The 25,608-nt window shown below is 72.4% G+C and carries 27 protein-coding genes; 8 read left to right on the forward strand and 19 right to left on the reverse strand.

Going from position 1 to position 25,608, the window contains the following annotated elements; genetic code table 11:
* Nucleotides 1-31 precede the first annotated feature (31 nt).
* Nucleotides 32-1,009 carry a pyroglutamyl-peptidase I gene (locus AOM04_RS10545; RefSeq protein WP_062464741.1) on the forward strand — a complete coding sequence of 326 codons (978 nt, stop codon included), beginning with the start codon at nt 32-34 and terminating at the stop codon, nt 1,007-1,009.
* 26 nt (nt 1,010-1,035) lie between these two features.
* Entirely contained in the window at nt 1,036-1,644 is a 609-nt protein-coding gene (locus AOM04_RS10550) for a nucleoside deaminase (RefSeq protein WP_062464742.1), read from the forward strand.
* Between the two features lie 165 nt (nt 1,645-1,809).
* Here the strand turns inward: AOM04_RS10550 and AOM04_RS10555 are convergent, their stop codons facing one another.
* Nucleotides 1,810-3,162, reverse strand: coding sequence for an MFS transporter (locus tag AOM04_RS10555; RefSeq protein ID WP_062464743.1), 1,353 nt, complete (start codon nt 3,160-3,162; stop codon nt 1,810-1,812).
* An 89-nt stretch (nt 3,163-3,251) separates the two neighbouring features.
* Here AOM04_RS10555 and AOM04_RS10560 point away from each other — a divergent pair, with 89 nt between their 5' ends.
* Nucleotides 3,252-4,178 (forward strand): alpha/beta hydrolase, encoded by a 927-nt coding sequence (locus tag AOM04_RS10560; protein ID WP_062464744.1) that lies wholly within the window; start codon nt 3,252-3,254, stop codon nt 4,176-4,178.
* Nucleotides 4,175-4,954 (forward strand): glycerophosphodiester phosphodiesterase family protein, encoded by a 780-nt coding sequence (locus tag AOM04_RS10565; protein ID WP_062464745.1) that lies wholly within the window; start codon nt 4,175-4,177, stop codon nt 4,952-4,954. The genes AOM04_RS10560 and AOM04_RS10565 overlap by 4 nt, the downstream gene beginning before the upstream one ends.
* Nucleotides 4,955-5,134: 180 nt before the next feature.
* On the opposite strand, the gene der is transcribed toward AOM04_RS10565, so the two are convergent.
* From der to AOM04_RS10620, 11 genes are read right to left on the reverse strand one after another with little or no spacing between them, the layout of a single operon-like run.
* The gene (gene der, locus AOM04_RS10570; RefSeq protein WP_062464746.1) at nt 5,135-6,616 is read right to left on the reverse strand and encodes a ribosome biogenesis GTPase Der; all 1,482 of its coding nucleotides are present in this window, start codon (nt 6,614-6,616) and stop codon (nt 5,135-5,137) included.
* A complete protein-coding gene (locus AOM04_RS10575; RefSeq protein ID WP_228373685.1) occupies nt 6,613-7,311 on the reverse strand; it encodes a lysophospholipid acyltransferase family protein in 699 nt (232 codons plus the stop codon). The genes der and AOM04_RS10575 overlap by 4 nt, the downstream gene beginning before the upstream one ends.
* Nucleotides 7,308-8,036 carry a (d)CMP kinase gene (cmk, locus tag AOM04_RS10580; RefSeq protein WP_062464748.1) on the reverse strand — a complete coding sequence of 243 codons (729 nt, stop codon included), beginning with the start codon at nt 8,034-8,036 and terminating at the stop codon, nt 7,308-7,310. The genes AOM04_RS10575 and cmk overlap by 4 nt, the downstream gene beginning before the upstream one ends.
* The gene (locus AOM04_RS10585; RefSeq protein ID WP_062464749.1) at nt 8,033-9,079 is read right to left on the reverse strand and encodes a prephenate dehydrogenase; all 1,047 of its coding nucleotides are present in this window, start codon (nt 9,077-9,079) and stop codon (nt 8,033-8,035) included. The genes cmk and AOM04_RS10585 overlap by 4 nt, the downstream gene beginning before the upstream one ends.
* A gap of 8 nt (nt 9,080-9,087) precedes the next feature.
* The gene (gene aroH, locus AOM04_RS10590) at nt 9,088-9,450 is read right to left on the reverse strand and encodes a chorismate mutase (protein WP_062464750.1); all 363 of its coding nucleotides are present in this window, start codon (nt 9,448-9,450) and stop codon (nt 9,088-9,090) included.
* 48 nt (nt 9,451-9,498) lie between these two features.
* Nucleotides 9,499-10,248 (reverse strand): pseudouridine synthase, encoded by a 750-nt coding sequence (locus tag AOM04_RS10595; RefSeq protein ID WP_062464751.1) that lies wholly within the window; start codon nt 10,246-10,248, stop codon nt 9,499-9,501.
* Nucleotides 10,248-10,784 (reverse strand): SMC-Scp complex subunit ScpB, encoded by a 537-nt coding sequence (gene scpB / locus AOM04_RS10600; protein WP_174447674.1) that lies wholly within the window; start codon nt 10,782-10,784, stop codon nt 10,248-10,250. Before scpB ends, AOM04_RS10595 begins: the two co-directional genes overlap by 1 nt.
* 5 nt (nt 10,785-10,789) lie before the next feature.
* Nucleotides 10,790-11,650 carry a segregation and condensation protein A gene (locus tag AOM04_RS10605; RefSeq protein WP_062464753.1) on the reverse strand — a complete coding sequence of 287 codons (861 nt, stop codon included), beginning with the start codon at nt 11,648-11,650 and terminating at the stop codon, nt 10,790-10,792.
* A 1-nt stretch (nt 11,651) separates the two neighbouring features.
* Nucleotides 11,652-12,467 (reverse strand): ParA family protein, encoded by an 816-nt coding sequence (locus AOM04_RS10610; RefSeq protein ID WP_062464754.1) that lies wholly within the window; start codon nt 12,465-12,467, stop codon nt 11,652-11,654.
* A 32-nt stretch (nt 12,468-12,499) separates the two neighbouring features.
* Nucleotides 12,500-13,417, reverse strand: coding sequence for a site-specific tyrosine recombinase XerD (gene xerD / locus AOM04_RS10615; RefSeq protein ID WP_062464755.1), 918 nt, complete (start codon nt 13,415-13,417; stop codon nt 12,500-12,502).
* A gap of 3 nt (nt 13,418-13,420) precedes the next feature.
* Entirely contained in the window at nt 13,421-14,374 is a 954-nt protein-coding gene (locus AOM04_RS10620) for a heme o synthase (RefSeq protein WP_082104576.1), read from the reverse strand.
* A 156-nt stretch (nt 14,375-14,530) separates the two neighbouring features.
* Here AOM04_RS10620 and tkt point away from each other — a divergent pair, with 156 nt between their 5' ends.
* The 4 genes from tkt (at nt 14,531) to pgl (ending at nt 20,049) form a co-directional block, all read left to right on the forward strand.
* On the forward strand, nt 14,531-16,594 hold the full coding sequence (tkt, locus tag AOM04_RS10625; RefSeq protein ID WP_228373686.1) for a transketolase: 2,064 nt from the start codon (nt 14,531-14,533) through the stop codon (nt 16,592-16,594).
* A 280-nt stretch (nt 16,595-16,874) separates the two neighbouring features.
* Nucleotides 16,875-18,392: a glucose-6-phosphate dehydrogenase gene (gene zwf, locus AOM04_RS10630; RefSeq protein WP_228373687.1), complete on the forward strand. Its 1,518-nt coding sequence runs from the start codon at nt 16,875-16,877 to the stop codon at nt 18,390-18,392.
* The gene (locus AOM04_RS14990) at nt 18,389-19,309 is read left to right on the forward strand and encodes a glucose-6-phosphate dehydrogenase assembly protein OpcA (protein WP_062464758.1); all 921 of its coding nucleotides are present in this window, start codon (nt 18,389-18,391) and stop codon (nt 19,307-19,309) included. Before zwf ends, AOM04_RS14990 begins: the two co-directional genes overlap by 4 nt.
* On the forward strand, nt 19,306-20,049 hold the full coding sequence (gene pgl / locus AOM04_RS10640; RefSeq protein WP_228373688.1) for a 6-phosphogluconolactonase: 744 nt from the start codon (nt 19,306-19,308) through the stop codon (nt 20,047-20,049). Before AOM04_RS14990 ends, pgl begins: the two co-directional genes overlap by 4 nt.
* Before the next feature lie 135 nt (nt 20,050-20,184).
* On the opposite strand, the gene AOM04_RS10645 is transcribed toward pgl, so the two are convergent.
* The 7 genes from AOM04_RS10645 to whiA all read right to left on the reverse strand — a co-directional run bounded on the left by AOM04_RS10645 (nt 20,185) and on the right by whiA (nt 25,591).
* A complete protein-coding gene (locus AOM04_RS10645) occupies nt 20,185-20,466 on the reverse strand; it encodes a SelT/SelW/SelH family protein (RefSeq protein ID WP_062464759.1) in 282 nt (93 codons plus the stop codon).
* Between the two features lie 157 nt (nt 20,467-20,623).
* Nucleotides 20,624-20,986, reverse strand: coding sequence for an RNA polymerase-binding protein RbpA (locus tag AOM04_RS10650; RefSeq protein WP_062464760.1), 363 nt, complete (start codon nt 20,984-20,986; stop codon nt 20,624-20,626).
* 19 nt (nt 20,987-21,005) lie between these two features.
* Entirely contained in the window at nt 21,006-21,251 is a 246-nt protein-coding gene (gene secG, locus AOM04_RS10655) for a preprotein translocase subunit SecG (RefSeq protein WP_062464761.1), read from the reverse strand.
* 90 nt (nt 21,252-21,341) lie between these two features.
* Nucleotides 21,342-22,130 carry a triose-phosphate isomerase gene (gene tpiA, locus AOM04_RS10660; protein ID WP_062464762.1) on the reverse strand — a complete coding sequence of 263 codons (789 nt, stop codon included), beginning with the start codon at nt 22,128-22,130 and terminating at the stop codon, nt 21,342-21,344.
* 5 nt (nt 22,131-22,135) lie between these two features.
* Nucleotides 22,136-23,326, reverse strand: a complete 1,191-nt coding sequence (locus AOM04_RS10665; RefSeq protein ID WP_062464763.1) for a phosphoglycerate kinase — start codon at nt 23,324-23,326, stop codon at nt 22,136-22,138.
* A 106-nt stretch (nt 23,327-23,432) separates the two neighbouring features.
* Nucleotides 23,433-24,437 carry a type I glyceraldehyde-3-phosphate dehydrogenase gene (gap, locus tag AOM04_RS10670; RefSeq protein ID WP_062464764.1) on the reverse strand — a complete coding sequence of 335 codons (1,005 nt, stop codon included), beginning with the start codon at nt 24,435-24,437 and terminating at the stop codon, nt 23,433-23,435.
* A 170-nt stretch (nt 24,438-24,607) separates the two neighbouring features.
* Nucleotides 24,608-25,591, reverse strand: a complete 984-nt coding sequence (gene whiA, locus AOM04_RS10675) for a DNA-binding protein WhiA (protein WP_062464765.1) — start codon at nt 25,589-25,591, stop codon at nt 24,608-24,610.
* Nucleotides 25,592-25,608 lie beyond the last annotated feature (17 nt).

A 25,608-nucleotide genomic window follows, 5' to 3' on the forward strand; every position in this document is an offset into this window, starting at 1 on the left:
CCGCGCGCCCGCCACCGCCTACCCTGGAGCCATGGCCCGCGTACTGATCACCGCCTTCGAACCGCTCCCCGGCAGCGCCGCCGAGGCCTCGTCCGACGCCGCACGCATCCTCGCCGAGACCTGGCACGGCCGCGCCGAGATCGTCCACCGCGACCTCGTGCCCGCGTATGCCGAGTCGTCGCGCCGCCTGCGCGCCTCGATCGCCAAGCACCTGCCCGACGCCGTCATCGTGGTCGCCACCGCGCCCGGCGCCTCCGCCGTCACGGTCGAGCGCCTCGCGGTCAACCTCGACGACACTCACGCGCCGGACGCCCACGGCGAGCAGCCGGTCGACCGGCCCATCGTCGAGGGCGCGGCCGCGGCCCTGTGGGGCACGCTGCCCGCCAAGGAGGTGGTCGCGGCCCTCGAGGCGCACGGCCTCCCGGCCACGGTGTCGCTCAACGCCGGCAGCGGGCTCGCGAACCACGTCTTCTACGTCATGCAGCGCGAGCTCGCCGAGTGGGGCGTGCCCAGCGGCCTCGTGCAGGTCCCCGCGACGCCCGCGATGGGCCTGGACGGCGCGGCGCTGCCCGCCGAGGTGCTCGCCGAGGCGCTGCGCATCGTCGTCGCGACGGTCGTCGGCGAGGACGACGAGCCCGCCGCGCCGGCACCGGTCGAGGACGATGCGGAGGCCACGCAGGCGTACCTGCTCCCCATCCGCGAGCCCATCCCGGGCGACACCCCCGCGTTCGGCCTGCCCGTCGCCGACGAGCCGGCCGCCCCCGCGGCGCTCAGCCCCGCGGCGTGGAGCCCCGAGCCGGAGGCCGAGACGGTCGCGACGCCCACGTGGGAGCCGGAGCCGGAGCCGGAGCCTGCGCCGGAGCCGGAGCCCGCACGCGAGGCGACCCCGGAGCCGGAGCCGGAGCCGGAGCCGGAGCCGGAGCCTGCCGCCGGCCAACCTGACGCCGCCCCGCAGACCCCCCGCCTTCCCACCTGGGACGAGATCATCTCGGGCAAGAGCCAGGCCTGACCCCCGCATCGTCCCCCGGAGGAGCCATGGCCGACGGCCTCGCGACCAGCGTCACCCTGTCCCTGCCCGAGTGGCTGATCGCCGAGATCTCGGCGCTGCCCGACGCGCTCGCGACGCCCGAGGAGCAGATGGCGCTCGTGCATCGGCTCGCGGACCGCAACTGGCGCGAGGGCGGCGGCGGGCCGTTCGCCGCGATCGTCGTGGACTCGGCGACCGGCGCGCTCGTGTCCGTGGGCGTCAACGTGGTGCTCGACACGGGCATCAGCGCCGGCCACGCCGAGGTGATGGCGCTCGCGCTCGCGCAGCGACGGCTCGGCACGTGGGACCTGGGCGACGGGCGCGACCTCACGCTCGTGGTCAACTGGCGGCCCTGCGTGCAGTGCTACGGCGCGACGCTGTGGTCGGGCGTGCGCCGGCTCGTGGTCGCGGGCGAGGGCCCGGAGCTCGAGGAGCTCACGCGCTTCGACGAGGGTCCCGTGGTGGACGACTGGGCCGCGCAGTTCGAGGCCCGCGGCATCGCGGTCACATCGGACGTCCTGCGCGACGAGGCCCTCGCGGTCTACCGGGCGTACGGCGACTCGACCTCGACGGTCTACAACGCGCGCGGCACGGGACCGGTCGAGTCGCGCCCGTGACCCCCGGTTCGGGACGCTCTGTCCTCAGGAATCGGCGTAGCCGACGATCTCGGGACGCTTAGTCCTCATCGGTCAGAGAGAGCGTCAACCGGGGGGTCGAGGACTGAGCGTCCCGAAACGCGCCGCGTCCCGCGAATCCGAGGACTGAGTGTCCCGACCCGTCGGTCAGCGCGTCGGGAGCTTGACCAGCAGCATCGCGCCGAGCCCGAGCGCCAGCACCACCACGATGCCGACCACGCCCCAGATGGTCGCGCCCGTCAGCGCGATCGTGAGCGTCCACATGAGCGGCGCGAGGAACGACACGGCGCGGCCCGTGGTCGCGTAGAGCCCGAAGATCTCCCCCTGCTTGCCCGGCGGGCTCACGCGGGCCAGCAGTGACCGCGACGCCGACTGCACGGGCCCCACGAACAGGCACAGGACCAGGCCGGCGACCCAGAACACCACGGGACCGAGCGGGTGCAGCACCGCGACCGCGAGCCCCGACACCACCATGAGCGCGAGCGACCACAGGATCAGTCGGCGCGGACCGAAGCGGTCGTCGACGAACCCGGACAGCATCGTCGCGACGCCCGCGACCAGGTTCGCGGCCACGCCGAAGTAGATGACCTGGTCGCCCGAGAAGCCGTAGGCGACCGACGCGATGATCGCGCCGAACGTGAACACCCCCGCGAGGCCGTCGCGGTAGATGGCGCTCGCGACCAGGAACCACAGGGTCGCGCGCGAGTCGTGCCACAGGCGCACCAGGTCGCGCCACAGCCGCGCGTAGCCCGCGACAAAGGAGACGGGCTCGCGGCCCGTCGCCGTCGACTCCGGCACCCACCGGAACAGCGGCCATGCGAACGCCAGGCACCACACCGCACAGCCCACCGCGATGAGCCGATACGCCATGCCGTTGGACGTGTCGAGCCCGAACCAGTCGGCGGACTGCGCCACCACCACGAGCACGAGCGCCACGATGCCGCCCGTGTACCCGAAGCCCCACCCCAGGCCCGACACCCGCCCGACGTTCGCGGGGGTGCTCACCTGCGTGATGAGGGCGTTGTAGTTCACCCCGCCGATCTCGGAGAAGATCGAGCCGATCGCGATGAGCCCGACGCCCAGCACGAAGTACGGGGGCGCCGCCTGCACGAACGCGAGCCCCAGCATCGACAGCACGAGCAGCCCCGTCATCCAGCCGAGCCACAGCTTGCGCCTGCCCGCGGTGTCGGCGCGCTGGCCCAGCACCGGCGCGAGCACGGCCACGATGATCCCGGCGACCGTCATCGCGGCGCCGAACCCGCTCGACAGGCTCGCCAGCGCGAGCTCGTAGGCGGCGTTGCCCTCCCCCAGCTTGGCGATCTCGGGGTCCATGAAGTCGTCGCCCACCAGGTACAACGCCGCGAACACGAACGTGATGATCACCGAGTTGAACGGCTGCGTCGCCCAGTCCCACAGCGCCCACGCGAGCACGCGGCCGCGGCTCACGGGTCGGTCGGCCAGGTCGAGCGAGGGCGACGGCGTCGTCGCGTCGGAAGTCATGGGGCAAGCGTGCCGGTCACGCGTGAACGATGCGCGTCCAACACGCCAACACGCGCTGAACGATGCCCGAAGGTGGCACCATCGGGGGTATGGACGAGGCCCGCACCTGGGAGGACGATGCGCTGGCCGGCTTCGAGCGCAGCCCGCTCGGCCCGGCGACGCTCGTGAGGTCGCGCACGTCGCCCGAGCTGCCGCGCGCCGCGGTGCTCCACGTGCACGGCTACAACGACTACTTCTTCCAGGCGCACCTCGCGCGGTTCTTCGAGGAGCAGGGCCTCGCGTTCTTCGCGGTCGACATGCGACGCGCCGGCAGGTCGCTACGCGAGAACGACACCCCGCACCTCATCGCGGACATCGCGGAGCTGGGCGACGACATCGACGCCGCGGTCGCCGCGATCGCCGAGGAGCTGCCCGCACTGCCCGTGGTCGTCCACGCGCACTCGAACGGCGGCCTCGCGGCGGCCATCTGGGCCTCCGACCGGCCCTCCCCCGCCCTCGCCGGGCTGGTCCTGGACAGCCCGTTCTTCGCGCCGTTGACCACGCGCGTCCAGCGCCTCGGCACGCGCGCCCTGCCGGCGCTCGCGCGGTTCAGCCCGATGACGGTGATGCACCGCGCCCCGTCGCACTACGCCGCGCGGCTGCTGCGCCCGGAGGGCGGCGGCTGGGAGTTCGACGTCGCGTGGAAGAACCCCGGCGGCGTGCCCGCGCGCGCCTCCTGGCTCGCAGCCGTCACCCGCGCGCAGGCCCGCGTCGCGCGCGGCCTCGACATCCGGGTGCCCGTGCTGGCGGCGCGCTCGCACAGCTCCGGCCCCGACAGCCCGACCAACCCGCTGCTCGGCCTCCAGGACACGGCGGTGGACGTGGGCGCGATCGCCCGACACGCGCATCGTCTGGGCCCCGATGTCACCGAGGCCGTGGTCACGGGCGGCCTCCACGAGCTGTCCCTGTCCTCCCCCGTCCCCCGCGCCGCGTACCTCGCGGCGATCCGCACCTGGCTCCCGAAGGCGATCCCATGACCCGACGCCCCACGCACCCGTACTTCGACGCCCCGTTCGCCGCGCTGGCCCACCGGGGCTTCTCGCGCGACGGGCTGGAGAACTCGATGGCGGCCTTCCAGGCGGCGGTCGACCTGGGCTTCCGCTACGTCGAGACCGACGCGCACGGCACCGCCGACGGTGTCGCCGTCGCGCTGCACGACTCGTCGCTGGACCGCACCACCGACGCCGAGGGCGAGGTGTCCGCGCTGCCCTGGGCACGGGTGAAGGAGGCGAGGATCGGCGGCGTCGAGCCGGTGCCGCTGCTCGAGGACCTGCTGGGGACCTTCCCCGGCCTGCGGGTGAACATCGACGTCAAGGCCGAGTCGGGCATCGTCCCCGTCGCGGACGCGATCGAGCGCACCTCCGCCCACGACCGCGTGTGCGTCGCGTCGTTCTCGACGGCGCGCCGCGAGGCGACCGTCGCGCGCCTGTCGCGCCCGGTCGCCACGAGCGCGGGCACGTCCGAGGCCGGACGGTTCTTCGCGGGGGGCCTGCTGGGGCTGGGCACGCTGCGCTCGCTCGAGCGGGTCGACGGGCTGCAGATCCCGTGGCGCGTGGGCGCGGTGCCCGTGCTCACGCAGCGGCACGTGCGGATCGCGCACGAGGCGGGGCGCGTGATCCACGTGTGGACCGTCAACCGGGCCGAGGAGATGGAGTCGCTGATCGACGCCGGCGTCGACGGCATCGTGTCGGATCGCGCCGACGTGCTGCGCGAGGTGCTCGAGAAGCGCGGCCTCTGGTCCGACTCCCAATGACAGATGTGACGGAAGCGACGGGTGAGACTTGGGTGGCCGCATCGGCCGGGTGATCGACCACCGGGCGCGTCGCGCGCCCGAACCTCGGGCCCGGTTGAAGTGCCGGGCGACCAGACACGAGTCCGTCAGCGAGCGGCGACGCCCGCAGTCACATGCGTCACATCTGTCATTGCCAATCGCCTACCTGCGCTTGGAGCCTCGCTTCTCGCGCACGCGCACCGAGATCTGGATCGGGGTGCCCTCGAAGCCGAAGTTCTCGCGCAGGCGACGCTCGATGAAGCGGCGGTACTGCGGGTCGAGGAAGCCCGACGCGAAGATGACGAAGCGCGGCGGACGGGTCGACGCCTGGGTCGCGAACAGGATCTTGGGCTGCTTGCCGCCGCGGACCGGGTGCGGGTGCTCCGCGACGAGCTCGCCGAGGAACGCGTTGAGGCGGCCGGTCGAGACGCGCTGGTCCCAGCTGGACAGCGCGAGGTCGATCGCGGGCAGCAGGCGGTTGGTGTGCCAGCCCGTCATCGCGGACAGGTTCACGCGAGGCACCCACGAGTGCTGGACCATGTCCTTCTCGATGGAGCGCTCGAGCAGGAACCGCTCGTCCTCGCCCACCAGGTCCCACTTGTTGAACACGAAGATCATCGCGCGGCCGGCGTCCACGACCTGCTGGACCACCCGCAGGTCCTGGTCGGTGAGCGGCGCGGACGAGTCGAGCAGCACGAGGGCGACCTCGGCGCGCTCGATCGCGGTCTGCGTGCGCAGCGAGGCGTAGAAGTCCGCGCCCTTGGACATGTGGACGCGGCGGCGGATGCCGGCCGTGTCGACCAGCGTCCACGGGCGCCCGCCGATCTCGACGATCTCGTCGACCGGGTCGCGCGTGGTGCCGGCGATCTCGTTGACCACCACGCGCTCGGAGCCCGCCAGCTTGTTGAGCAGAGACGACTTGCCGACGTTGGGGCGCCCGACCAGCGCGATGCGGCGCGGCGCGTGCTCGTCGACCTCGACCTGGTGCATCTCGGTCGGGAGGATCGCCATCGCGGCGTCGAGCAGGTCGCCCGTGCCGCGGCCGTGCAGCGCGGACACCGGGTACGGCTCGCCCAGGCCCAGGTTCCACAGAGCCGCGGCCTCGAGCTCGCCCTGCGGGCCGTCGACCTTGTTGGCGGCGAGCACCACGGGCTTGTCGGCCTTGCGCAGCAGCCGCACCACCTGCTCGTCGGTCGCGGTCGGGCCGACCATCGCGTCGACGACGAAGAGGATGGCGTCGGCCATCTCGATCGCGGCCTCCGCGGCCTGCGCGACGGACAGGTCGATGCCGGTGACGTTCTTCTCCCAGCCGCCCGTGTCGAGCAGCGTGAAGTCGCGGCCCGCCCACTCGGCCTTGTACGCGACGCGGTCGCGCGTGACGCCGGGGGTGTCCTCGACGACGGCGAGGCGCTTGCCGATGATGCGGTTGACCAGCGTTGACTTGCCGACGTTGGGGCGGCCGACGATCGCGAGGATCGGCAGCGCCTCCTCGGTCTCGGGCAGCGGCTCCCCGGACAGCTCGGCGAGGTCCTCGTCGGTCAGGTCGTACGCCTCGAGGCCGGCGCGGAGCGCGGCCTCGCGGATCTCGTCGAGCGTCTCGGGCGCGTCCGAGGGATGGGGCGCGGGCAGCTGCTCGTCGTTCATGAATGGTCCTTCTCTGTGCGCGCATCACGGCGCGGGTCGTCGAGCGGAAGCTCGAGGTCTGTCGTGTCAAGGGTACGGGCCACCTGGTCGCGCAGCGCCTCGGCAAGCCTCTCGGCCGCCCACGCCTGCTTCGCGCGGCCGCCGCGTACCTCGTCCGGCGGCGTGAGCACCACCGGGGTGCCGAACGCCACCACGAGGCGGCGCCCGGGCTTGGGCCAGATGTTCACGGACTCGCCCGTGCGGCGCGAGCCGACGATCGCGGTGGGCACCACGGGCGCGCCCGACTGGATCGCGAGCCACGCCGCGCCGCCGTGGACCGCCTCCGCGGTGCCGACGCCGCGCGTGCCCTCGGGGAACACGCCCACGACGCCGCCCCGGCGCAGGACGCCCAGGCCGCGCGCGAGGGCGTCGCGGCCCGAGCCCTCCACCGTGATCTGCTGCGCGGCGCGCAGGATCGCTCCGAGCGGGCCGCTCATCATGCCCTCACGGATGAGGAAGTGCGAGCCGCGCGGGATCACGCCGTGCACCACGGGGCCGTCGATGAGGCCCACGTGGTTGCACACGACGATGACCGCGCCCTCCCGCGGCACGGACTCGCGCCCGCGCACCTCGGTGCGCCACAGGACGCGCGCGAGGAACCGTCCGACCCACCGGGACCAGCGCGGCCCCCACGGGCTGGGGACGGGTGCGCTCACTCGATACCCGGCTCTTCCAGGGACGATGCGCCACCCTCCCCGGCATCGTCCCCCCGCACCTCGGTCACCAGGTCGAGCACGGCCTGCACGGCCTCCTCGATGGTGAGGTCGGACGTGTCGAGGGTGTGGACGCCGTCCGCGGCGGTGTGGAACGACACGACGGTCGCGTCCTTCCTGTCCCGCCCGAGCACGGCCTCGCGCACGGTGGCGAGGTCGGCGCCCTCGCCGGCGCGGCGGGCGACGCGGATCTCCTCGTCGGCGGTCATGAGGATGCGCACGTCGGCGTCGGGGGCGATCACGGTGGTGATGTCGCGGCCCTCGGACACGATGCCGCGCCCCTCGGACGAGCCTCCGGCGACCTCCGAAGCGATGATCTCACGCTGCCAGCGGCCCAGCGCGGCGCGCGCCTCGAGGTTGGTCGCGACCTTGGAGACGGTCAGCGCGACGGAGTCGGTGCGGATGAGCGAGGACACGTCCTCGTCCTCGAGCACCACGCGCGGGTTCCGCGGGTCGAGCACCAGGCGGACGTTCATGGTCTCGACCATCGCCGTCACGTCGTCCTGGTTCGCCAGGTCGACGCCCTCGCGCATGCACCACAGGGTGGCGACGCGGTACGTGGCGCCGGTGTCGAAGTACGCGAGCCTGAGGCGGCGCGCGACCTCGCGGGCCACCGTGGACTTGCCGGTGCCCGCGGGCCCGTCGATCGCGATCGAGATTCCGGTCATGATGCAGCGATCTCCCAACCGTGCCGTTCGAGCGCCGCGACGAGGGCCGCGGCGTGCGTGGGCAGCACGTAGAGCGTGGTGAGTCCCACCGGCTGCCGCGGCGAGTGCTCGATGGCGATGTCCTCGACGTTGACGTCCTCCGCGGCGGTGTGCTGCAGCAGGCGCAGCAGCTGGCCGGGGGTGTCGGGCACGATGACGGTCACGGGCGTCCAGTCGCGCGTCGCGCCGCCGTGCTTGCCGGGGATGCGGGCGACCTCGAAGCGGCCGCGGTCGATGAGGTCGGTGAGGGCCTCGCCGATGTCGTCGGCCTCCCTCACCTCCTCGAGGTCCGCGATGATGTGGTCGAGGCTGTCGATGAGGTGCTTGCGGTTGAGGCGCGCGATGTCGGCCCACATGCCCGGCAGCGACGCCGCGATGCGGGTGACGTCGCGCAGCCCCTGGCCCGCGAGGGCGACGTCGTCGGCGTCGAGGATGCCCAGCGCCGCCGCGACGGCGGACGCCGCGACCTGCGGCGCATGCGAGACGCGAGCAACCGCCGCATCGTGCGCCGCCGCCTCCATGGTCACCACGTCGCACTGGAGGGCCTCGGGCACGAGCGCCACCGTCGCGATGGCCTCGGGTGTCGCCCCGTTGGGGCAGAGCACCCACGGGCGCGCCTTGAACAGGTCGCCCTGCGCGCCGAGCCCGCCGGAGACCTCGCGGCCGGCCATCGGGTGGGAGCCGACGTAGCGGGACGATGCGCCGGTCGCCTCGGCGGCGGCGGCGATGGGGGCCTTGACGCTCGCGACGTCGGTGACGACGGCGTCCGGGTAGCGCCCGAGCGCGGCCGCGACCACGGCCGCGGCGGCCGACGGCGGGACCGCGACGATGACGAGCTCGGGGGCGTCGCCGGTGGGGGTGCCGCCGGCGCCGATGGAGCGGGCGAGCCGCTCGGCCTCGGGGTCGTTGTCCTCGATGGTGACGGTCCAGCCCTCAGCGGCGAGGCCGATGCCGAGGCTGGCGCCGATCAGGCCGGCGCCGACGATGTGCGTGCGGGGTGCCATCGCGGCTCCTACTGGGCGAGGTCGCGGCGCAGGCTCACGGCGTCGCGGAGGTACACGTGCGAGATCTCGTCCCGCGGGCGGTCGAGGTGGGCGTGCATCATCACGCGCACGACGAGCGGCAGCGCCCCCGGCACGGCCATCTCCTGCGCGCACATGAGCGGGACGGCGCCGAAGCCGAGCGCGCGGGCCGCGGCGGCCGGGAAGTCGGCGTGGATGTCCGGGGTGCAGGTGAAGATGACCGAGATGAGGTCGTCGGTGGTGAGGGTGTTCTCCCGCATCAGCGCCTCGATCAGCTCGATGGTGCGCTCGTGCAGGTGGTCCTTCTCGTCGCGGTCCAGGGTGATGGCGCCACGGATCGCTCGGATCGTCATGGCGTCCATCGTATCGGCTGGCAGGGTGCCCGCCTGGCGCCCTGGGGGCTACAGCCCGGCGGCATCCATGAGCTTGCCGACCTCGGACGGCGACAGCTCGCGGATCTCCCCCGGCGCCATGGTGCCCAGGCGGATGGGACCGAACTGGGTGCGCACGAGCTCGAGCACCGGGTGGCCCACCTTGTCGAGCATGCGGCGGACGATGCGGTTGCGGCCCTCGTGCAGCTCCACCTGGACGAGCGACGAGTCGCCCTGGACGTCGAGGATGGTGCACGCGGTCGCACGGACCGGGCCGTCGTCGAGCTCGACGCCCTGCTTGAGCAGCGTCGGCAGGTTCTTCGACACGCGGCCCTTGACCTTCGCGACGTAGACCTTCGACACGCCGTGGGTGGGGTGCGCGAGGCGGTTCGCGAGCTCGCCGTCGTTGGTGAGGATGAGCAGGCCCGTGGTCTCCGCGTCGAGGCGGCCCACGTGGAACAGCCGCTCGGGGTAGCGCGCCACGAACGTGTCGAGCGCGGGCCGTCCCTGCGGGTCGGACATGGTGCTCACCACGCCGAACGGCTTGTTGAGGACCACCGTGAGGTGGCTCGAGTCGACCATGATGCGGTTGCCGTCGACCTCGATCGCGACGGACTCGGGGTCCACGCGGACGCCGAGCTGGTCGACGACCTCGCCGTTGACCTTCACCCGCCCGGCCTCGATGAGGTCCTCGCACTTGCGCCGCGAGCCGACGCCCGCCGAGGCGAGCACCTTCTGCAGGCGGATGCCCTCGGGGCGGTGGATCTCCAGCTCGGCCATCAGCGACCCTCTCCATCGATGTCGGCGAGGTCGGGCAGGTACGGCGCGAGCGGCGGGAGGTCGTCCAGCGTGGACATCCCCATCCGCTCGAGGAACTCCGTCGACGTGCCGTACTGCACGGCACCGCCGCTCTCCCCCACCTCGGTGACGAGCCCGCGCGCGGCGAGCGTCTTCATGACGGAGTCGACGTTGACCCCACGGATCTGCGACACCTGGCCGCGCGTGACCGGCTGGCGGTACGCGACCACGGCGAGCGTCTCGAGCGCGGCCTGCGACAGGCGCGCCGACTGGCCGTCCACGATGAACCGCCCGACCACATCGGCGTACAGGCGCGACGAGTAGATGCGCCACCCGCCGTCGACCTCGCGCAGCTCGAAGCCGCGGGGCGCGTCGGGGTCGGCGTACTCGTCGCGCAGCGCCTCGAGGGCAGCCTGGACGTCGGCGACGGGCAGCTCGATCGCGGCGGCGAGCTCGGCGGCGGGCACCGGCTCGTCGACGACCATGAGCACGGCCTCGAGCGCGCCGCGCAGCTCCATGACGTTCACTGCCCCTCCTCGTCTCGCACCACGGTCAGGCCCGCGGCCTCGGAGGCGACGCCCATCGCATCGTCCTCGTCGAACTCCGCCGACACCTCGACGGCGGACTCGCCGCCGGTCCAGCGGACCGTCAGCTCGCCGAGGGAGCGTACCTGATCGAACGCGACCACGGCCTCGCGGAACAGCTCGAGCAGCGCGAGGAAGCGCGCGACCACGACGGCGGTGCTGCCGGCGTCCCGCGTGAGCGAGCGGAAGGACACCGAGCCCTCGCGCTGCAGGCGATTCGTGATGACCGCGGCCTGCTCGCGCACGCTCACCGCGGGCGCGTGCAGGTGGGACAGGCTCACCGTGGGCGCCGACCTGGGCTCCAGGGCGTGCGCCGCGAGCTGCGCGAGCAGCTCGGGGGTCGCGGTCCACACGAGCTCCGGCAGCAGCATCGCGAACTGGGGCTCGAGCGCGACGTCGCGGGGCACGCGCCGGGGTGCCGCGAGCATCGTCCCGAAGGCGCCCGCCGCCTGCTTGAAGGCGCGGTACTGGAGCAGACGGGCGAACAGCAGGTCGCGCGCCTCGAGCAGCTCGAGGTCCTCCGCATCGTCGACCTCGCCCTGCGGCAGCAGGCGCGCGGCCTTGAGATCGAGCAGGGTCGCGGCGACCACCAGGAACTCGGAGGCCTGCGACAGGTCCCAGTCCCCCTCGCGCGCGGCGAGCACGCCGAGGAACTCGTCCGTGACCTGCGCGAGCGCGACCTCGGTGATCTCGAGCTGATGCTTCGAGATGAGGCTGAGCAGCAGGTCGAACGGCCCCTCGAAGTTGTCGAGGTGGACCTCGAAGCCCTTGGCGGGCTCGGTCGCGACCTCGGCCGTCACGCTAGGCGGCGACCCCGCGCGCCACGAGCTCGCGGGCGAGCTGACGGTAGGCCTCGGCGCCCGCGTGCGACGGGGCGAACGAGGTGATGGGCTCGGCGGCGACGGTGGCGTCGGGGAACTTCACCGTGCGGTGGATCATCGTGTCGGTGACCCGGTCCCCGAACGCGTCGCGCACGCGCTCGACGACCTCCTGGGCGTGCAGCGTGCGGCCGTCGTACAGCGTCGGGACGATCGCGTCGATGGTGAGGCGCGTGTTGAGGCGGTCCTGGACCTTGCCGATCGTGTCGACCAGCAGCTTGACGCCGCGCATCGCGAAGTACTCCGCGGCCAGCGGGATCACGACGCCGTGCGCGGCGACGAGGGCGTTGACGGTGAGGAGGCCGAGCGACGGCTGGCAGTCGATGAGGACCGCGTCGTAGTCGTCGAGCACGGGGCGCAGCGCGCGCGCGAGGGCGCTCTCGCGGGCGACCTCGCCGACGAGCTGCACCTCGGCGGCGGACAGGTCGATGTTCGCGGGCAGCAGGTCGAGGCCCGGCACCTTGGTCTCCAGGATGACGTCGCGCGTCGCGACGCCCGTCTCCATCAGGAGGTTGTAGACGGTGTTGTCGAGGCCGTCCGCGTTGATGCCGAGGGCGGCCGACGCGGCGCCCTGCGGGTCGAAGTCGATGAGGAGCACCCGGCGGCCGTACTCGGCGAGGGCCGCGGCGAGGTTGACCGACGTGGTGGTCTTGCCCACCCCGCCCTTCTGGTTGCACAGCGCGACGACGCGCGCGGGACCGTGGCTGGGAAGGGGTTCGGGTGCAGGGAAGTCGGACACGCGCCAACCTTACCGCCTGGTGACCAGGCCCCTCAGCGGGCGCGCGGGTGCGTCGCGGCGTACACCTCGCGCAGCGTGTCACGGGTCACGAGCGTGTAGATCTGGGTGGTCGTGACGGACGCGTGCCCCAGCAGCTCCTGCACCACGCGGACGTCCGCGCCGCCGTTGAGCAGGTGCGTCGCGAACGAGTGGCGCAGCGTGTGCGGCGAGACTTCCTCGACGCCCGCGCGCTCCGCCGCGGCCCGCAGGATGGTCCACGCGGACTGCCGCGACAGGCGCCCGCCGCGCGCGTTGAGGAACAGCGCCGGGGTGCCCTTGCCGGCATGCGCGAGCGGCGCGCGGGCGCGCACCAGGTACGCCTCGAGCGCCCCCACCGCGTACCCCCCGACGGGGACGATGCGCTCCTTGCGACCCTTGCCGCGCAGGAGCACCGCCTCCTCGCCCGGGGCGAGCTCCACATCGTCCACGTCGAGGCCCACGGCCTCGGAGATGCGCGCGCCGGTGGCGTACACGAGCTCCAGGAGGGCGCGGTCGCGCAGCGGCGCCGCGCCGTCGCCCAGGCCCGCCTGCGCGAGGATCCGGTCGACCTCGTCGGTGCTGATCGCCTTGGGCAGGCGCTTGGGGATGGCGCGCGGCTTGACCTGCGCGGACGGGTCGCCCTCGGTCCAGCCCTCGAGCACGGCGAAGCGGTGCCACCCGCGGATGGCGACCACCGTGCGGGAGGCCGATGCGGGGGCCAGGGCGCGCCCGCCGTCCTCCCCCGTGCTCACCCCCTGGGCGAACGCGGCGACCTCCTCGCGGGTGACGTCCTTGAGGTCGTCGAGGCCGCGGGTGGCGAGGAAGGTCGCGTAGCGGTCAAGGTCGCGGCGGTACGCCGCGACGGTGTTCGGGCTCAGGCCGCGCTCGACGGCGACGTGCGCGAGGTACGCGTCACGCTGCCGCTCGAGCATCGGTCAGCGGACCGACAGGACGTCGGTGAGGAAGGGGTCCACCATCACGGCGGCGAACACGATCGACAGGTACGTGATCGAGTCGTGGAAGAGGCGCATCTCGCGCAGCTTCGCCTCGCCCGCCTTGGAGCGGCGGTAGAGGCGGATGCAGCCGGCCAGGAACCACGCGCCGGTCACGGCGGCGACGCCGAGGTACACCCAGGTCATGTTCGCGACCCACGCGAGCGCGAGGCTGGTCGCCACCATCGCGGCCGCATACCCGACCATCTCGACGGCGACCTTGCGCACGGGCGCGACCACCGGGAGCATCGGCACGCGGGCCTGCTCGTAGTCGCCCTTGAACTTCATCGACAGCGGCCAGTAGTGCGGCGGCGTCCAGAAGAAGATGATGAGGAACAGCAGCACGGGGGTCCACGCGAGCGAGTGCGTGACGGCCGCCCAGCCGATGAGCACGGGCATGCAGCCCGCCATACCGCCCCACACGATGTTCTGCGCGGTGCGGCGCTTGAGGATCATCGTGTAGACGACGGCGTAGCCGACGATCGCGACCACGTTGAGCGCGGCGGCGAGCCACGAGCCCACCACCAGCCAGAACCACAGCGTCGACACGATCGACAGCACCCACGCGAAGATGAGCGCGCCGCGCGGGGAGGCGGCGCCGGTGACGAGCGGGCGCTTGCGGGTGCGCTTCATGACGGCGTCGATGTCGCGGTCGAGGTAGCTGTTGAAGACCTGGGCGCCTCCCGCGGACAGCGCGCCGCCGACCAGCGTCCCCAGGAGCAGGCCGAACGAGGGCCAGCCGTCGGCCGCGAGGACCATGGTGGGGATGGTGGTGACGAGCAGCAGCTCGATGATGCGGGGCTTGGTCAGCGCGACGTACGCGGCGACGACGGACACCACTCGGCGGGGAGCCGCGACGGGCACGGCGGCATGAGCCTCGGAGGTGGCGGTCGGCATGCGGACAAGTGTAGCCGCGCGGTACGGGACCAGGGTCCGTGGCGGGCACGTCTCACCGCGTGAGATGTGCCCGCTCCCAGCAATGTGAACGTCCTACAAGCGGGATTCGCCCCGGTAGGCTGACCCCGTATCCGCTACCTGTCGAGGGAGACACCTGTGACCATCAACTGGACCGACGTCGACCGCCGCGCGGTCGACACCCTGCGCGTGCTCGCCGCCGACGCCGTCGAGAAGGTCGGCAACGGCCACCCCGGCACCGCGATCTCGCTGGCGCCCGCCGCGTACCTGCTCTTCCAGAACGTGATGCGCCACGACCCGTCGGACTCGCACTGGCTCGGCCGCGACCGCTTCGTGCTGTCCGCGGGCCACTCGTCGCTGACGCTGTACCTGCAGCTGTTCGCGTCGGGCTACGACCTCACGCTCGACGACCTCAAGGCGCTGCGCACCGAGAACTCGCGCACTCCCGGCCACCCCGAGTACGGCCACACCGACGGCGTCGAGATCACCACCGGCCCCCTGGGCACCGGCATCGCGTCCTCCGTGGGCATGGCGATGGCCGCGCGCCGTGAGCGCGGCCTGCTCGACCCCGACGCCGCCCCGGGCGCCTCGCCGTTCGACCACTTCGTCTACGTGATCGCCGGCGACGGCGACCTGCAGGAGGGCGTGTCCCACGAGGCGAGCGCGCTCGCCGGCACGCAGGAGCTCGGCAACCTCATCGTCATCTGGGACGACAACCGCATCTCGATCGAGCACGAGACCGACATCTCCTTCACCGAGGACGTCGCCAAGCGCTACGAGGCGTACGGCTGGCACACCCAGCACGTGTCCTGGATCACCGAGGACGGCTACCAGGAGGACCCCGAGGCGCTCTACGACGCGATCCGCGCCGCGCAGGCCGAGACCTCGAAGCCCTCCTTCATCCGCCTCTCCACCATCATCGGCTGGCCGTCGCCCACCAAGCAGAACTCGGGCGGCGTGCACGGCTCGGCGCTCGGCGCCGCCGAGGTCGCGGGCCTCAAGGAGGTCCTCGGCTTCGACCCCGAGCAGTCCTTCGCCGTCGAGCCCGAGGTGCTCGCCCACACGCTCGAGGTCAAGGACCGCGGCCAGGCCGCGCACTCCGAGTGGAACGCGCAGTTCTCCCGGTGGGAGGCCGAGAACCCCGAGCGCGCCGCGCTGCTCGCCCGCCTCGTCAAGCGCGAGCTGCCCGAGGGCTGGGAGGACGCGCTCCCGACGTTCGAGGTCGGCGGCTCCGTCGCGACCCGCTCGGCGTCCGGCAAGGTCCTCACCGCCCTCGCCCCCGTGCTGCCCGAGCTGTGGGGCGGCTCGGCCGACCTCGCCGGCTCCAACAACACCACGATGGACGGCGAGCCGTCGTTCCTCCCGCCGAGCCGCGCCACCCACTCGTGGCCGAACGCCGACTGGTACGGCCGCACGCTGCACTTCGGCATCCGCGAGTTCGGCATGGGCACCATCCTCAACGGCATCACGCTGCACGGCCTGACCCGCGTCTACGGCGGCACCTTCCTGGTGTTCTCCGACTACATGCGCGCCTCGGTGCGCCTCGCCGCGCTCATGCGCATCCCCACCACGTTCGTGTGGACGCACGACTCGGTGGGCCTGGGCGAGGACGGCCCGACGCACCAGCCGATCGAGCACGTCGCCACGCTGCGCGCGATCCCCGGTCTCGACGTCATCCGCCCCGCGGACGCCAACGAGACCGCCTTCGCGTGGAAGTCGATCCTCGAGACCACCGACCGCCCGTCCGCGATCATCCTCACCCGCCAGAACGTCCCCACCCTCGAGGGCACCTCGGCGGAGGGCGTCGCGAAGGGCGCGTACGTGATCGCCGGTGCCGACGAGGACGCCGACGTCGTGATCCTCGCGACCGGCTCCGAGGTCTCCGTCGCCGTCGAGGCGCGCTCGCTGCTCGCCGCCGAGGGCGTCAAGGCCCGCGTCGTGTCGATGCCGTCGCGCGAGCGCTTCGAGCGTCAGGACGCCGAGTACCGCGAGTCGGTGCTCCCCGCCGCCCTCAAGGCGCGCGTGTCCGTCGAGGCGGGCTCCCCGCTCGGCTGGCGCGAGCTGGTCGGCGACGCCGGCCGCATCGTCGGCGTCGACCACTTCGGCGAGTCCGCCTCGGGCGGGCTGCTGCTCAAGAAGTACGGCTTCACCGCGGAGAACGTGGCCGCGCAGGCGCGCGAGTCCATCGCCGCCGCCGGCTGACGCGCCGCACCCCGGGGAGGCCTCGCATCGGACGATGCGGGGCCTCCTTCGCGTCTCGCCCCGCCTCGCGCCGCCACCCGATTCGCTCAGCACGGTTTCCGCTGCGACACGCCGAGCCGAACCCGGGCATCCTCCGTTCGACGCCGCGCGCCTCATCTCGAACCGTGCCGAGCGAACGAGGCGCTGCCGTCTCACGAGGTGGCGCCACCGCATCGTCCACCCGCAATAGGATGACAAGAGCAGCGTCGCCCCTTCGACGTCCCCCCTGGAAGGTCTCAGAGTGAACAATCCCTTGCGCGATCCGCGCGACCGTCGCCTGCCCCGCATCGCCGGCTCCTGTGGCCTCGTGATGTTCGGCGTCACCGGCGACCTCGCGCGCAAGAAGCTCATGCCCGCGGTCTACGACCTCGCCAACCGCGGCCTCCTCCCGCCCGCGTTCGCCCTCACCGGCTTCGCGCGCCGCGACTGGGACGAGCAGGACTTCGCGGAGGTGGTGCACGACTCGGTCAAGAAGTACGCGCGCACGCCGTTCCGCGAGGAGACGTGGCGCCAGCTGTCCGAGGGCATCCGCTTCGTGCAGGGCACGTTCGACGACCCGGAGGCCTTCCAGCGCCTGCGCGACACGGTCGAGACCCTCGACCGGGAGCGCGGCACCGGCGGCAACCACGCGTTCTACCTGTCGATCCCGCCGTCGGCGTTCCCGCAGGTGGTCACCCAGCTGCGCGAGTCGGGGCTGTCCGACCCGCGCGAGGGCACGTGGCGCCGCGTCGTCATCGAGAAGCCCTTCGGGCACAACCTCGAGTCGGCCGAGCAGCTCGACGAGGTCGTGTCGGCGGTCTTCCCGCCGGACTCGGTGTTCCGCATCGACCACTACCTGGGCAAGGAGACGGTGCAGAACCTGCTCGCGATCCGCTTCGCGAACCAGCTGTTCGAGCCGATCTGGAACTCCCAGTACATCGACCACGTGCAGATCACGATGGCCGAGGACATCGGCATCGGCTCGCGTGCCGGCTACTTCGACGGCATCGGCACGGCGCGCGACGTCATCCAGAACCACCTGCTGCAGCTCTTCGCGCTCACCGCGATGGAGGAGCCCGCGTCCTTCGAGGCGGACGACCTGCGCACCGAGAAGGAGAAGGTGCTGCGCTCCGTGCGGCTGCCCGCGGACCTGGGCGAGGGCACCGCGCGCGGCCAGTACGCGGCCGGCTGGCGCGGCGGCGAGCAGGTGGGCGGCTTCCTCGACGAGGACGGCATCTCCGCCGACTCCATCACAGAGACCTACGCGGCGATCCGCCTCGAGGTCCCCAACCGCCGGTGGGCGGGCACCCCGTTCTACCTCCGCGCGGGCAAGCGCCTGGGCCGTCGCGTCACCGAGATCGCGCTCGTGTTCAAGAAGGCGCCCTCGCCCTACTTCCAGGACATCTCCGGCGCCGACACCGGCACCAACGCCCTGGTCATCCGTGTCCAGCCCGACGAGGGCGTGACGCTGCGGTTCGGCTCCAAGGTGCCCGGCACCGCGATGGAGGTACGCGACGTCACGATGGACTTCGCGTACGGCAACGCGTTCACCGAGAGCTCGCCGGAGGCCTACGAACGCCTCATCCTCGACGTGCTCCTCGGCGACCCGCCGCTGTTCCCCCGCCAGGAGGAGGTCGCCCTCTCCTGGAAGATCCTCGACCCCATCACCTCGTTCTGGGAGACCCAGGGCCAGCCCGAGCCGTACCGCAGCGGCACGTGGGGCCCCGCGGGCGCCGACGACATGATGGCCCGCGACGGACGCGTCTGGAGGCGCCCATGATCATCGACCTGCCCCGCACCACGACCGGCGCCATCAACAAGCGCCTGGTCGACTCCCGCAAGGACGGCGGCGTCGTCACGCTCGCGCGCGTGATGACCCTCGTCATCGACGCCACCGGCGCCGACGCCGAGCAGGCGATCGCCACCGCGAACGTCGCCTCGCGCGAGCACCCGTGCCGCATCATCGTCATCGCGCCCGGCTCCGCCGAGGAGGCCCGCCTCGACGCCGAGATCCGCGTGGGCGGGGACGCCGGCGCGTCCGAGGTCGTGGTGCTGCGCCCGTCCGGCGCGCAGATCGGCCACGACGACACCCTCGTCACGCCGCTGCTGCTGCCCGACGCCCCCATCGTCGTCTGGTGGCCCGCCGCCGTGCCCGAGGACATGGGCTCGTGCCCGCTCGGCCGCATGGCGCAGCGCCGCATCACCGACAGCAAGGGCGAGACCGACCCCGTCGGCACCCTCCTGGGCCTCGGGCAGTGCTACCGCCCCGGCGACACCGACCTCGCGTGGACGCGCCTCACCCGCTGGCGCGCGCTCCTCGCCGCGGCGATGGACCAGGTCCGCCTGCCCGAGGTGTCGGTCGCGCGCCTGCACGGCGACACCAACAGCCCGTCGATCCTGCTGCTGGGCGCATGGCTGAAGAAGGCGCTCGGCTGCGAGGTCGAGGCCGCGTTCGACGACTCGGTGGCGGCGCTGCAGAGCATCGTCCTCGAGACCCCCGAGGGTCCCATCCGGATCGCGCGGCCCGATGGCCACAACGCCACCATCAGCCAGCCGGGCCAGCCCGACCACATCATCGCGCTGCCGGCCCGCACGCTCGAGGAGGCGCTCGCCGAGGAGCTGCGCCGGCTCGACGCCGACGCCGTCTACGGCGACGTGCTCGCGGAGTTCACCGCCGAGACCGTGGTGTCGCTGTGACGGGCACCGCCGACGCGGGGTCGCACGCGACCCGGGTGGTCGTGCACCCGTCGGCGGGCTCCGTCGCCGAGGCGACGGCGGCGCGCCTGCTGCTGACGCTGATCGACACGCTGTCGGTCCAGGCCCGTGCCGACGTGGTGCTCACCGGCGGGACCGTCGGGATCGCGACCCTGGCCGCGGTGGCGCGCTCTCCCCTGGCGACCGACGTCGACTGGACGAGCGTCCACGTGTGGTGGGGCGACGAGCGGTTCGTGCCGGCGGGCGACGCCGACCGCAACGAGGGCCAGGCCCAGGAGGCGCTGCTGGGCGCCCTGCCGCTTCCGGAGGACAACATCCACCGCATGGGCGCCTCGTCCGCGTTCGCCACCGTCGAGGAGGCCGCCGCCGCGTACGCCGCCGACATCGAGGCGGCCGGCACGCCCGCGTGGGACGTGCTCATGCTGGGCATGGGACCCGACGGCCACGTCGCCTCGCTGTTCCCCGGGCACCCGGGCTACGAGGCGCGCGACGCCGAGGCGATCGCGGTGCACTCCTCCCCCAAGCCGCCGCCCATGCGCGTCAGCCTCACGCTCGAGTCGATCCGCCGCGCACGCCGCGTGTGGGTCGTCGCCGCGGGAGCCGCAAAGGCCGACGTGGTCGCCCGATCGCTGCACGGGGACCTCGAGCTGCCCGCCGCCGCGGTGCGCGGCACGCTCGAGACGCTGTGGCTCGTGGACGCCGAGGCAGTCGCGAAGGTCTGACGCCACCCTGATTCGCTCCGCACGGATCCCGTGCCGACACGCCGATGGCCGGCCCCCAGAGGGGCCGGCCATCGGCGTGTCACGGTCGGAACCGTGCTGAGCGAACTGCGTGTGCGGAGCGAAGCACGGGAACGCTCAGTGGCGCTTGCCCATGAGCAGGTCGCGGCCCTCGGGGGTGACGCCGGCGGGCTCGGGCAGGCGCTCGCGCACGGTCGCGACGATCGAGTCGATGTCGAACTCGGCGGGCTTGGCGTAGATCTCCTCGCCGTCCGCACGGAACGTGAACACGCCCTTGCGGCCGGTCTTGAGGGTCACGCCGGCGATCGCGTTGCCGAACTCCTCCAGCAGGCGGGTCTGCGCCTCGGTGGCGCGCGGCAGGTAGCCGCAGGGCACGCAGTACTCGATCTCGATCTGCATCGGTTCTCCTTGGTGAGATGGTTGGCGGGTCCACTATCCCCGACGCCCGACGCGCCCCGGACATTCCCGGCGCCGCGCACGCGCGCATCGTCCACGCGCCCCACGAACGCGCGAGGGCCGCTCCCCCGAAGGGGAACGGCCCGGGATCACACGGTGATCAGTCCGCGACGGCGAGGTCGCCGCGGCGGATGCGAAGCGAGGTGAGCGCCTCGTCGAGGAGGGCGGCGCCCTCCTCGTCGCTGCGACGCTCCTTCACGTACGCGAGGTGCGTCTTGTACGGCTCGTTGCGGATCGGCTCCGGAGGGTTCTCCGGGTCCAGCCCCGCGGGAAGCCCGCAGCGCGGGCAGTCCCACTCGACCGGGATCTCCTGATCGTCGCCGATCGCGAAGCTCGGCGAGTTCACGTGCCCGCGCGCACAGTAGTAGGAGACGACCTGACGCGGCGCGGACTCGCCCCGCTCGTCCTCTCCCATGGGCCCGGCGCCTACGCGCGAGCCTCGGATGGCGTTGCCCCCTGCCATGGGACGTCCTCCGTTGCTGCTAGAGGGAGAAGCGGGACACGAGGCCCAGCAGGACGACCGACGCGACCCAGACGATGGAGACGCCCCACGTGATACGCGTGAGGTTCCTCTCGCCTACGGCCGACGACTGGACGCCGGAGGCGAGGCCGCCGCCGAACATGTCCGTGATGCCGCCGCCCCGACCGCGGTGGATGAGCACCAGCGCGATGATGAGCAGCGAGGTCACGACCAGCATGACCCACAGGATGGTGTTCAGGATGTCCACGTCTCTCCCAGATGATGGATGGCGGGTACAAGAATACCCGCCGCGGGACGCAGGCCCGGCCCATTCTCGGGCCGGGCCTGCATCACGGCGTCAGCCCACCTGGTGGGACTTGAAACGCGCGATCTTCGAGAACTCCTCGGGGTCGAGCGACGCGCCGCCGACGAGGCCGCCGTCGACGTCCTCCTCGGCCATCAGCTGCGCGATCGACGAGGACTTCACCGAGCCGCCGTAGAGGACGCGGACGCCGTCCGCGAGCTCGGCGTCGTACAGCTCCGCGAGGCGGCCGCGGATGGCCGCGCAGACCTCCTGCGCGTCCGCCGGGGTCGCGACCTCGCCGGTGCCGATGGCCCACACGGGCTCGTACGCGATGACGACGTCCTTCGCGAGATCGGCGGACAGGCCCTCGAGGGCGCCGTCGACCTGCGCGAGCGTGTACTCGACGTGCGTGCCCTCCTTGCGGATGTCGAGGCCCTCGCCCACGCACACGATCGGCACGATGCCGTGCTCGAACGCCGCCTTGGTCTTGGCCGCGACGACCGCGTCGGTCTCGCCGTGGTACTGACGGCGCTCGGAGTGGCCCACGGCCACGTAGGAGACGCCGAGCTTCGACAGCTGGGTGCCGGACACCTCGCCGGTGTAGGCGCCCGAGACGTGCTCGGAGATGTCCTGCGCGCCGTACTTCAGCTCGAGCTGGTCGGCGTCCACGAGCGTCTGCACGGAGCGCAGCGACGTGAAGGACGGGAGGACCGCGACCTCGACCTCGGAGAAGTCGTGCTTCGCGTCACGGAGCAGCCACGCGAGCTTCTGGACGGTGTGCGTGGCCTCGAGGTGGTCGAGGTTGAGCTTCCAGTTGCCGGCGATCAGGGGGGTACGTGCCATGGGTATCAGTCCTCCAGAACGGCGAGGCCCGGCAGGACCTTGCCCTCGAGCAGCTCGAGCGACGCGCCGCCGCCCGTAGAGATGTGGCCGAAGCCGGCCTCGTCGAAGCCGAGCAGGCGCACGGCCGCGGCGGAGTCGCCGCCGCCGACGACCGAGAAGCCGTCGGAGTCGATCATGGCCTGCGCGACGGCCTTGGTGCCGGCCGCGAAGGCCTCCATCTCGAACACGCCCATCGGACCGTTCCAGACGATGGTCTTGGCGTCGGCGAGCTTCGACGCGAACAGCGCGGCGGAGTCGGGGCCGATGTCGAGACCCAGGCGGTCCTCGGGGATCGCGTCGGCGGCGACCACGATGTGGTCGGCGTCCGCGGCGAACGCGGTCGCGGCGACGATGTCCGTCGGCAGCACGATCTCGACGCCGTTCGCCTTGGCGGTCTCAAGGTAGCCCTTGACGGTGTCGATCTGGTCCTCCTCGAGGAGCGACTTGCCGACGCCGTGGCCCTGGGCCGCGAGGAACGTGAAGACCATGCCGCCGCCGATGAGGAGGCGGTCGGCCTTGGTGAGGAGGTTCGCGATGACGCCGAGCTTGTCGGAGACCTTCGAGCCGCCGAGCACGACCGCGTAGGGGCGGGCGGGGTCGGTGACGGCCTTCGACAGCGACTCGACCTCGTTCTGGACGAGCAGGCCGGCGGCGGCGGGCAGGATCTGCGCGACGTCGTACACGGACGCCTGCTTGCGGTGCACGACGCCGAAGCCGTCGGACACGAACACGTCGGCGAACGCCGCGAGCTCGGCGGCGAGCGCCTGGCGCTCCTCATCGACCTTGGAGGTCTCGCGGGCGTCGAAGCGCACGTTCTCGAGCATCGCGACCTGGCCGGGCTCGAGGGCGTCGGTGACGGCCTTGGCCGACGGGCCCACGAGGTCCTCGGCGAGGGTGACCGGCTTGCCGAGCAGCTCCGCGAGGCGGGCCGCGGCGGGCGCGAGCGAGTACTTGGCCTCGGGCTCGCCCTTGGGGCGGCCCAGGTGGGCGGTGACGATGACGGAGGCGCCGGCGGCGAGCAGCCTCTCGATCGTGGGGACCGAGGCGCGGACGCGGCCGTCATCCGTGATGGTGGTGCCGTCGAGCGGGACGTTGAGGTCCGAGCGGACGAGCACCTTCTTGCCGGCGAGGTCGCCGAGCGAGTCGATGGTCTTCATGGGTGTTCCGTTCCTGCGAGATGGGAAGGGTGAAACCGGGGTGACGCGACGACGGCCGCACACGCCAGAGCGTGCACGGCCGTCGAAGCGATCACATCGGGAACGCTTAGAGGCGCTCGCCGACGTAGTTCGTGAGCTTCGCGAGCGAGGCGGAGTAGCCCCACTCGTTGTCGTACCAGGACACGACCTTGACCGTCGAGCCGTTCACCTTGGTGAGCTTGGCGTCGAAGATCGACTGGTGCGAGTCGCCGATGATGTCGGAGGAGACGATGTCGTCCTCGACGTAGGACAGCGTGCCGGCCATCGGGCCCTCGGCGGCAGCCTTGATCGCGGCGTTGACCTCCTCGATGGTGGTCTCGCGCGAGGCCTCGAAGGTGAGGTCGGTGGCCGAGCCGGTGATCGTGGGGACGCGCATCGCGAAGCCGTCGAGCTTGCCCTTGAGCTCGGGGAGGACGAGGGCGACAGCCTTCGCCGCACCGGTCGAGGTGGGGACGATGTTCTGGGCGGCGGCGCGTGCACGGCGGAGGTCCTTGTGCGGGCCGTCCTGGAGGTTCTGGTCACCGGTGTAGGCGTGGATCGTGGTCATGAGGCCACGCTCGATGCCGATGGCGTCGTTGAGCGCCTTGGCGAACGGCGCGAGGCAGTTCGTGGTGCAGGAGGCGTTCGAGATGACGTGGTGGTTGGCCGGGTCGTAGTCGGTGTGGTTCACACCGATGACGAAGGTGGCGTCCTCGTTCTTCGCGGGGGCGGAGATGATGACCTTCTTGGCGCCCGCGGCGATGTGCGCCTTGGCCTTCTCGGCGTCGGTGAAGAAGCCGGTCGACTCGATGACGATGTCGGCACCCAGCTCGCCCCAGGGGAGGTTGGCGGGGTCGCGCTCGGCCAGAGCCTTGATCGCCTTGCCGTCCACGTAGAGGTTCTCGTCGTCGTAGGTCACCTCGCCCGGGAACTTGCCCAGGACGGTGTCGTACTTGAGGAGGTGCGCGAGCGTGTGGTTGTCGGTGAGGTCGTTCACGCCGACGATCTCGAAGTCGAAGCCGAGCTCACGCGCGGCGCGGAAGAAGTTACGTCCGATGCGGCCGAAGCCGTTGATGCCGACCTTGATGGTCACTGTGTGTCTCCTCCGGTGCGTCGCCGGGGCGACGCGATAGTGGATGGTGGGATGCGCACCTCGACGTGCGCCGGACGCCGCTGTGGAGCGGGCCACTGATGTGAAGCCTACTACTTCGACCTTGGGCGTTCAGCCGGACAGAAGTCCCAGGTCCGACCCCTGCCGGGGCCCTAATCGTCCTCGAGGAGCTCCTGGTTGATGCCCGCCTCGGTGTCCGGGATGCCCAGGTCCTCGGCCCGCTTGTCGGCGGTCGCGAGGAGGCGTCGGATGCGCCCGGCGACGGCGTCCTTGGTCAGCGGCGGGTCCGCCAGCTTGCCCAGCTCCTCGAGGGACGCCTCGCGGTTGGCGAGGCGCAGCTCGCCCGCCTCGCGCAGGTGCTCCGGGAGGTCGTCGCCGAGGATCTCGAAGGCGCGGGCGACGCGGGCGCCCGCCGCGACGGCGGCCCTGGCGCTGCGGCGCAGGTTGGCGTCGTCGAAGTTCGCGAGGCGGTTGGCGGTGCCGCGCACCTCGCGGCGGGTCCGCTTCTCCTCCCACGCGAGGACGGAGTCGTGGGCGCCGAGGCGCGCGAGCAGCGTCGCGATGGCGTCGCCGTCGCGGATCACCACGCGGTCGACGCCGCGCACCTCGCGGGACTTGGCGCCGATGCCGAGGCGGCGGGCCGCGCCGACGAGCGCGAGGGCGGCCTCGGGGCCGGGCGACGTCACCTCGAGCGCGGACGAGCGGCCGGGCTCGGTGAGCGAGCCGTGCGCGAGGAACGCGCCGCGCCACGCGGCGACGGTGTCCTCGAGCGCGCCGCCGACCACGTGCGGCGGGAGGCCGCGCACGGGCCGGCCGCGGTGGTCGAGCAGCCCGGTCTGGCGGGCGAGCGACTCGCCCTCCTTGACCACGCGCACCACGTAGCGGTTGCCCTTCTTGAGGGCGCCGCCGGAGACCACGATGATCTCCGAGCCGAGCCCGTACGTCTCGTGGATGAAGCCGCGCAGGCGGCGTGCCGCGGCGGCCGTGTCCAGCTCCGCCTCGATCACGATGCGTCCCGACACGATGTGCAGCCCGCCTGCGAACCTGAGGGTCGCGGCGATCTCCGCCTTGCGTGCGGAGACCTTCTCGAGGGGGACGCGGGCGAGCTCGTCCTTCACCTGTGCCGTCAAAGCCATGGCGACAATCCTGCCAT

The organism is Demequina soli, assembly GCF_000971195.1.
GTDB classification, from domain to species: Bacteria; Actinomycetota; Actinomycetes; order Actinomycetales; family Demequinaceae; genus Demequina; species Demequina soli.

Bases quoted from the DNA above. Each gene is read 5' to 3' on its own strand.
- AOM04_RS10545 (WP_062464741.1), top strand. From the start codon at position 32: ATGGCCCGCGTACTGATCACCGCCTTCGAACCGCTCCCCGGCAGCGCC.
- AOM04_RS10550 (WP_062464742.1), top strand. From the start codon at position 1,036: ATGGCCGACGGCCTCGCGACCAGCGTCACCCTGTCCCTGCCCGAGTGG.
- AOM04_RS10555 (WP_062464743.1), bottom strand. From the start codon at position 3,162: ATGACTTCCGACGCGACGACGCCGTCGCCCTCGCTCGACCTGGCCGAC.
- AOM04_RS10560 (WP_062464744.1), top strand. From the start codon at position 3,252: ATGGACGAGGCCCGCACCTGGGAGGACGATGCGCTGGCCGGCTTCGAG.
- AOM04_RS10565 (WP_062464745.1), top strand. From the start codon at position 4,175: ATGACCCGACGCCCCACGCACCCGTACTTCGACGCCCCGTTCGCCGCG.
- der (WP_062464746.1), bottom strand. From the start codon at position 6,616: ATGAACGACGAGCAGCTGCCCGCGCCCCATCCCTCGGACGCGCCCGAG.
- cmk (WP_062464748.1), bottom strand. From the start codon at position 8,036: ATGACCGGAATCTCGATCGCGATCGACGGGCCCGCGGGCACCGGCAAG.
- AOM04_RS10585 (WP_062464749.1), bottom strand. From the start codon at position 9,079: ATGGCACCCCGCACGCACATCGTCGGCGCCGGCCTGATCGGCGCCAGC.
- aroH (WP_062464750.1), bottom strand. From the start codon at position 9,450: ATGACGATCCGAGCGATCCGTGGCGCCATCACCCTGGACCGCGACGAG.
- AOM04_RS10595 (WP_062464751.1), bottom strand. From the start codon at position 10,248: ATGGCCGAGCTGGAGATCCACCGCCCCGAGGGCATCCGCCTGCAGAAG.
- scpB (WP_174447674.1), bottom strand. From the start codon at position 10,784: ATGGAGCTGCGCGGCGCGCTCGAGGCCGTGCTCATGGTCGTCGACGAG.
- xerD (WP_062464755.1), bottom strand. From the start codon at position 13,417: ATGCTCGAGCGGCAGCGTGACGCGTACCTCGCGCACGTCGCCGTCGAG.
- AOM04_RS10620 (WP_082104576.1), bottom strand. From the start codon at position 14,374: ATGCCGACCGCCACCTCCGAGGCTCATGCCGCCGTGCCCGTCGCGGCT.
- AOM04_RS14990 (WP_062464758.1), top strand. From the start codon at position 18,389: ATGATCATCGACCTGCCCCGCACCACGACCGGCGCCATCAACAAGCGC.
- AOM04_RS10645 (WP_062464759.1), bottom strand. From the start codon at position 20,466: ATGCAGATCGAGATCGAGTACTGCGTGCCCTGCGGCTACCTGCCGCGC.
- AOM04_RS10650 (WP_062464760.1), bottom strand. From the start codon at position 20,986: ATGGCAGGGGGCAACGCCATCCGAGGCTCGCGCGTAGGCGCCGGGCCC.
- tpiA (WP_062464762.1), bottom strand. From the start codon at position 22,130: ATGGCACGTACCCCCCTGATCGCCGGCAACTGGAAGCTCAACCTCGAC.
- AOM04_RS10665 (WP_062464763.1), bottom strand. From the start codon at position 23,326: ATGAAGACCATCGACTCGCTCGGCGACCTCGCCGGCAAGAAGGTGCTC.
- whiA (WP_062464765.1), bottom strand. From the start codon at position 25,591: ATGGCTTTGACGGCACAGGTGAAGGACGAGCTCGCCCGCGTCCCCCTC.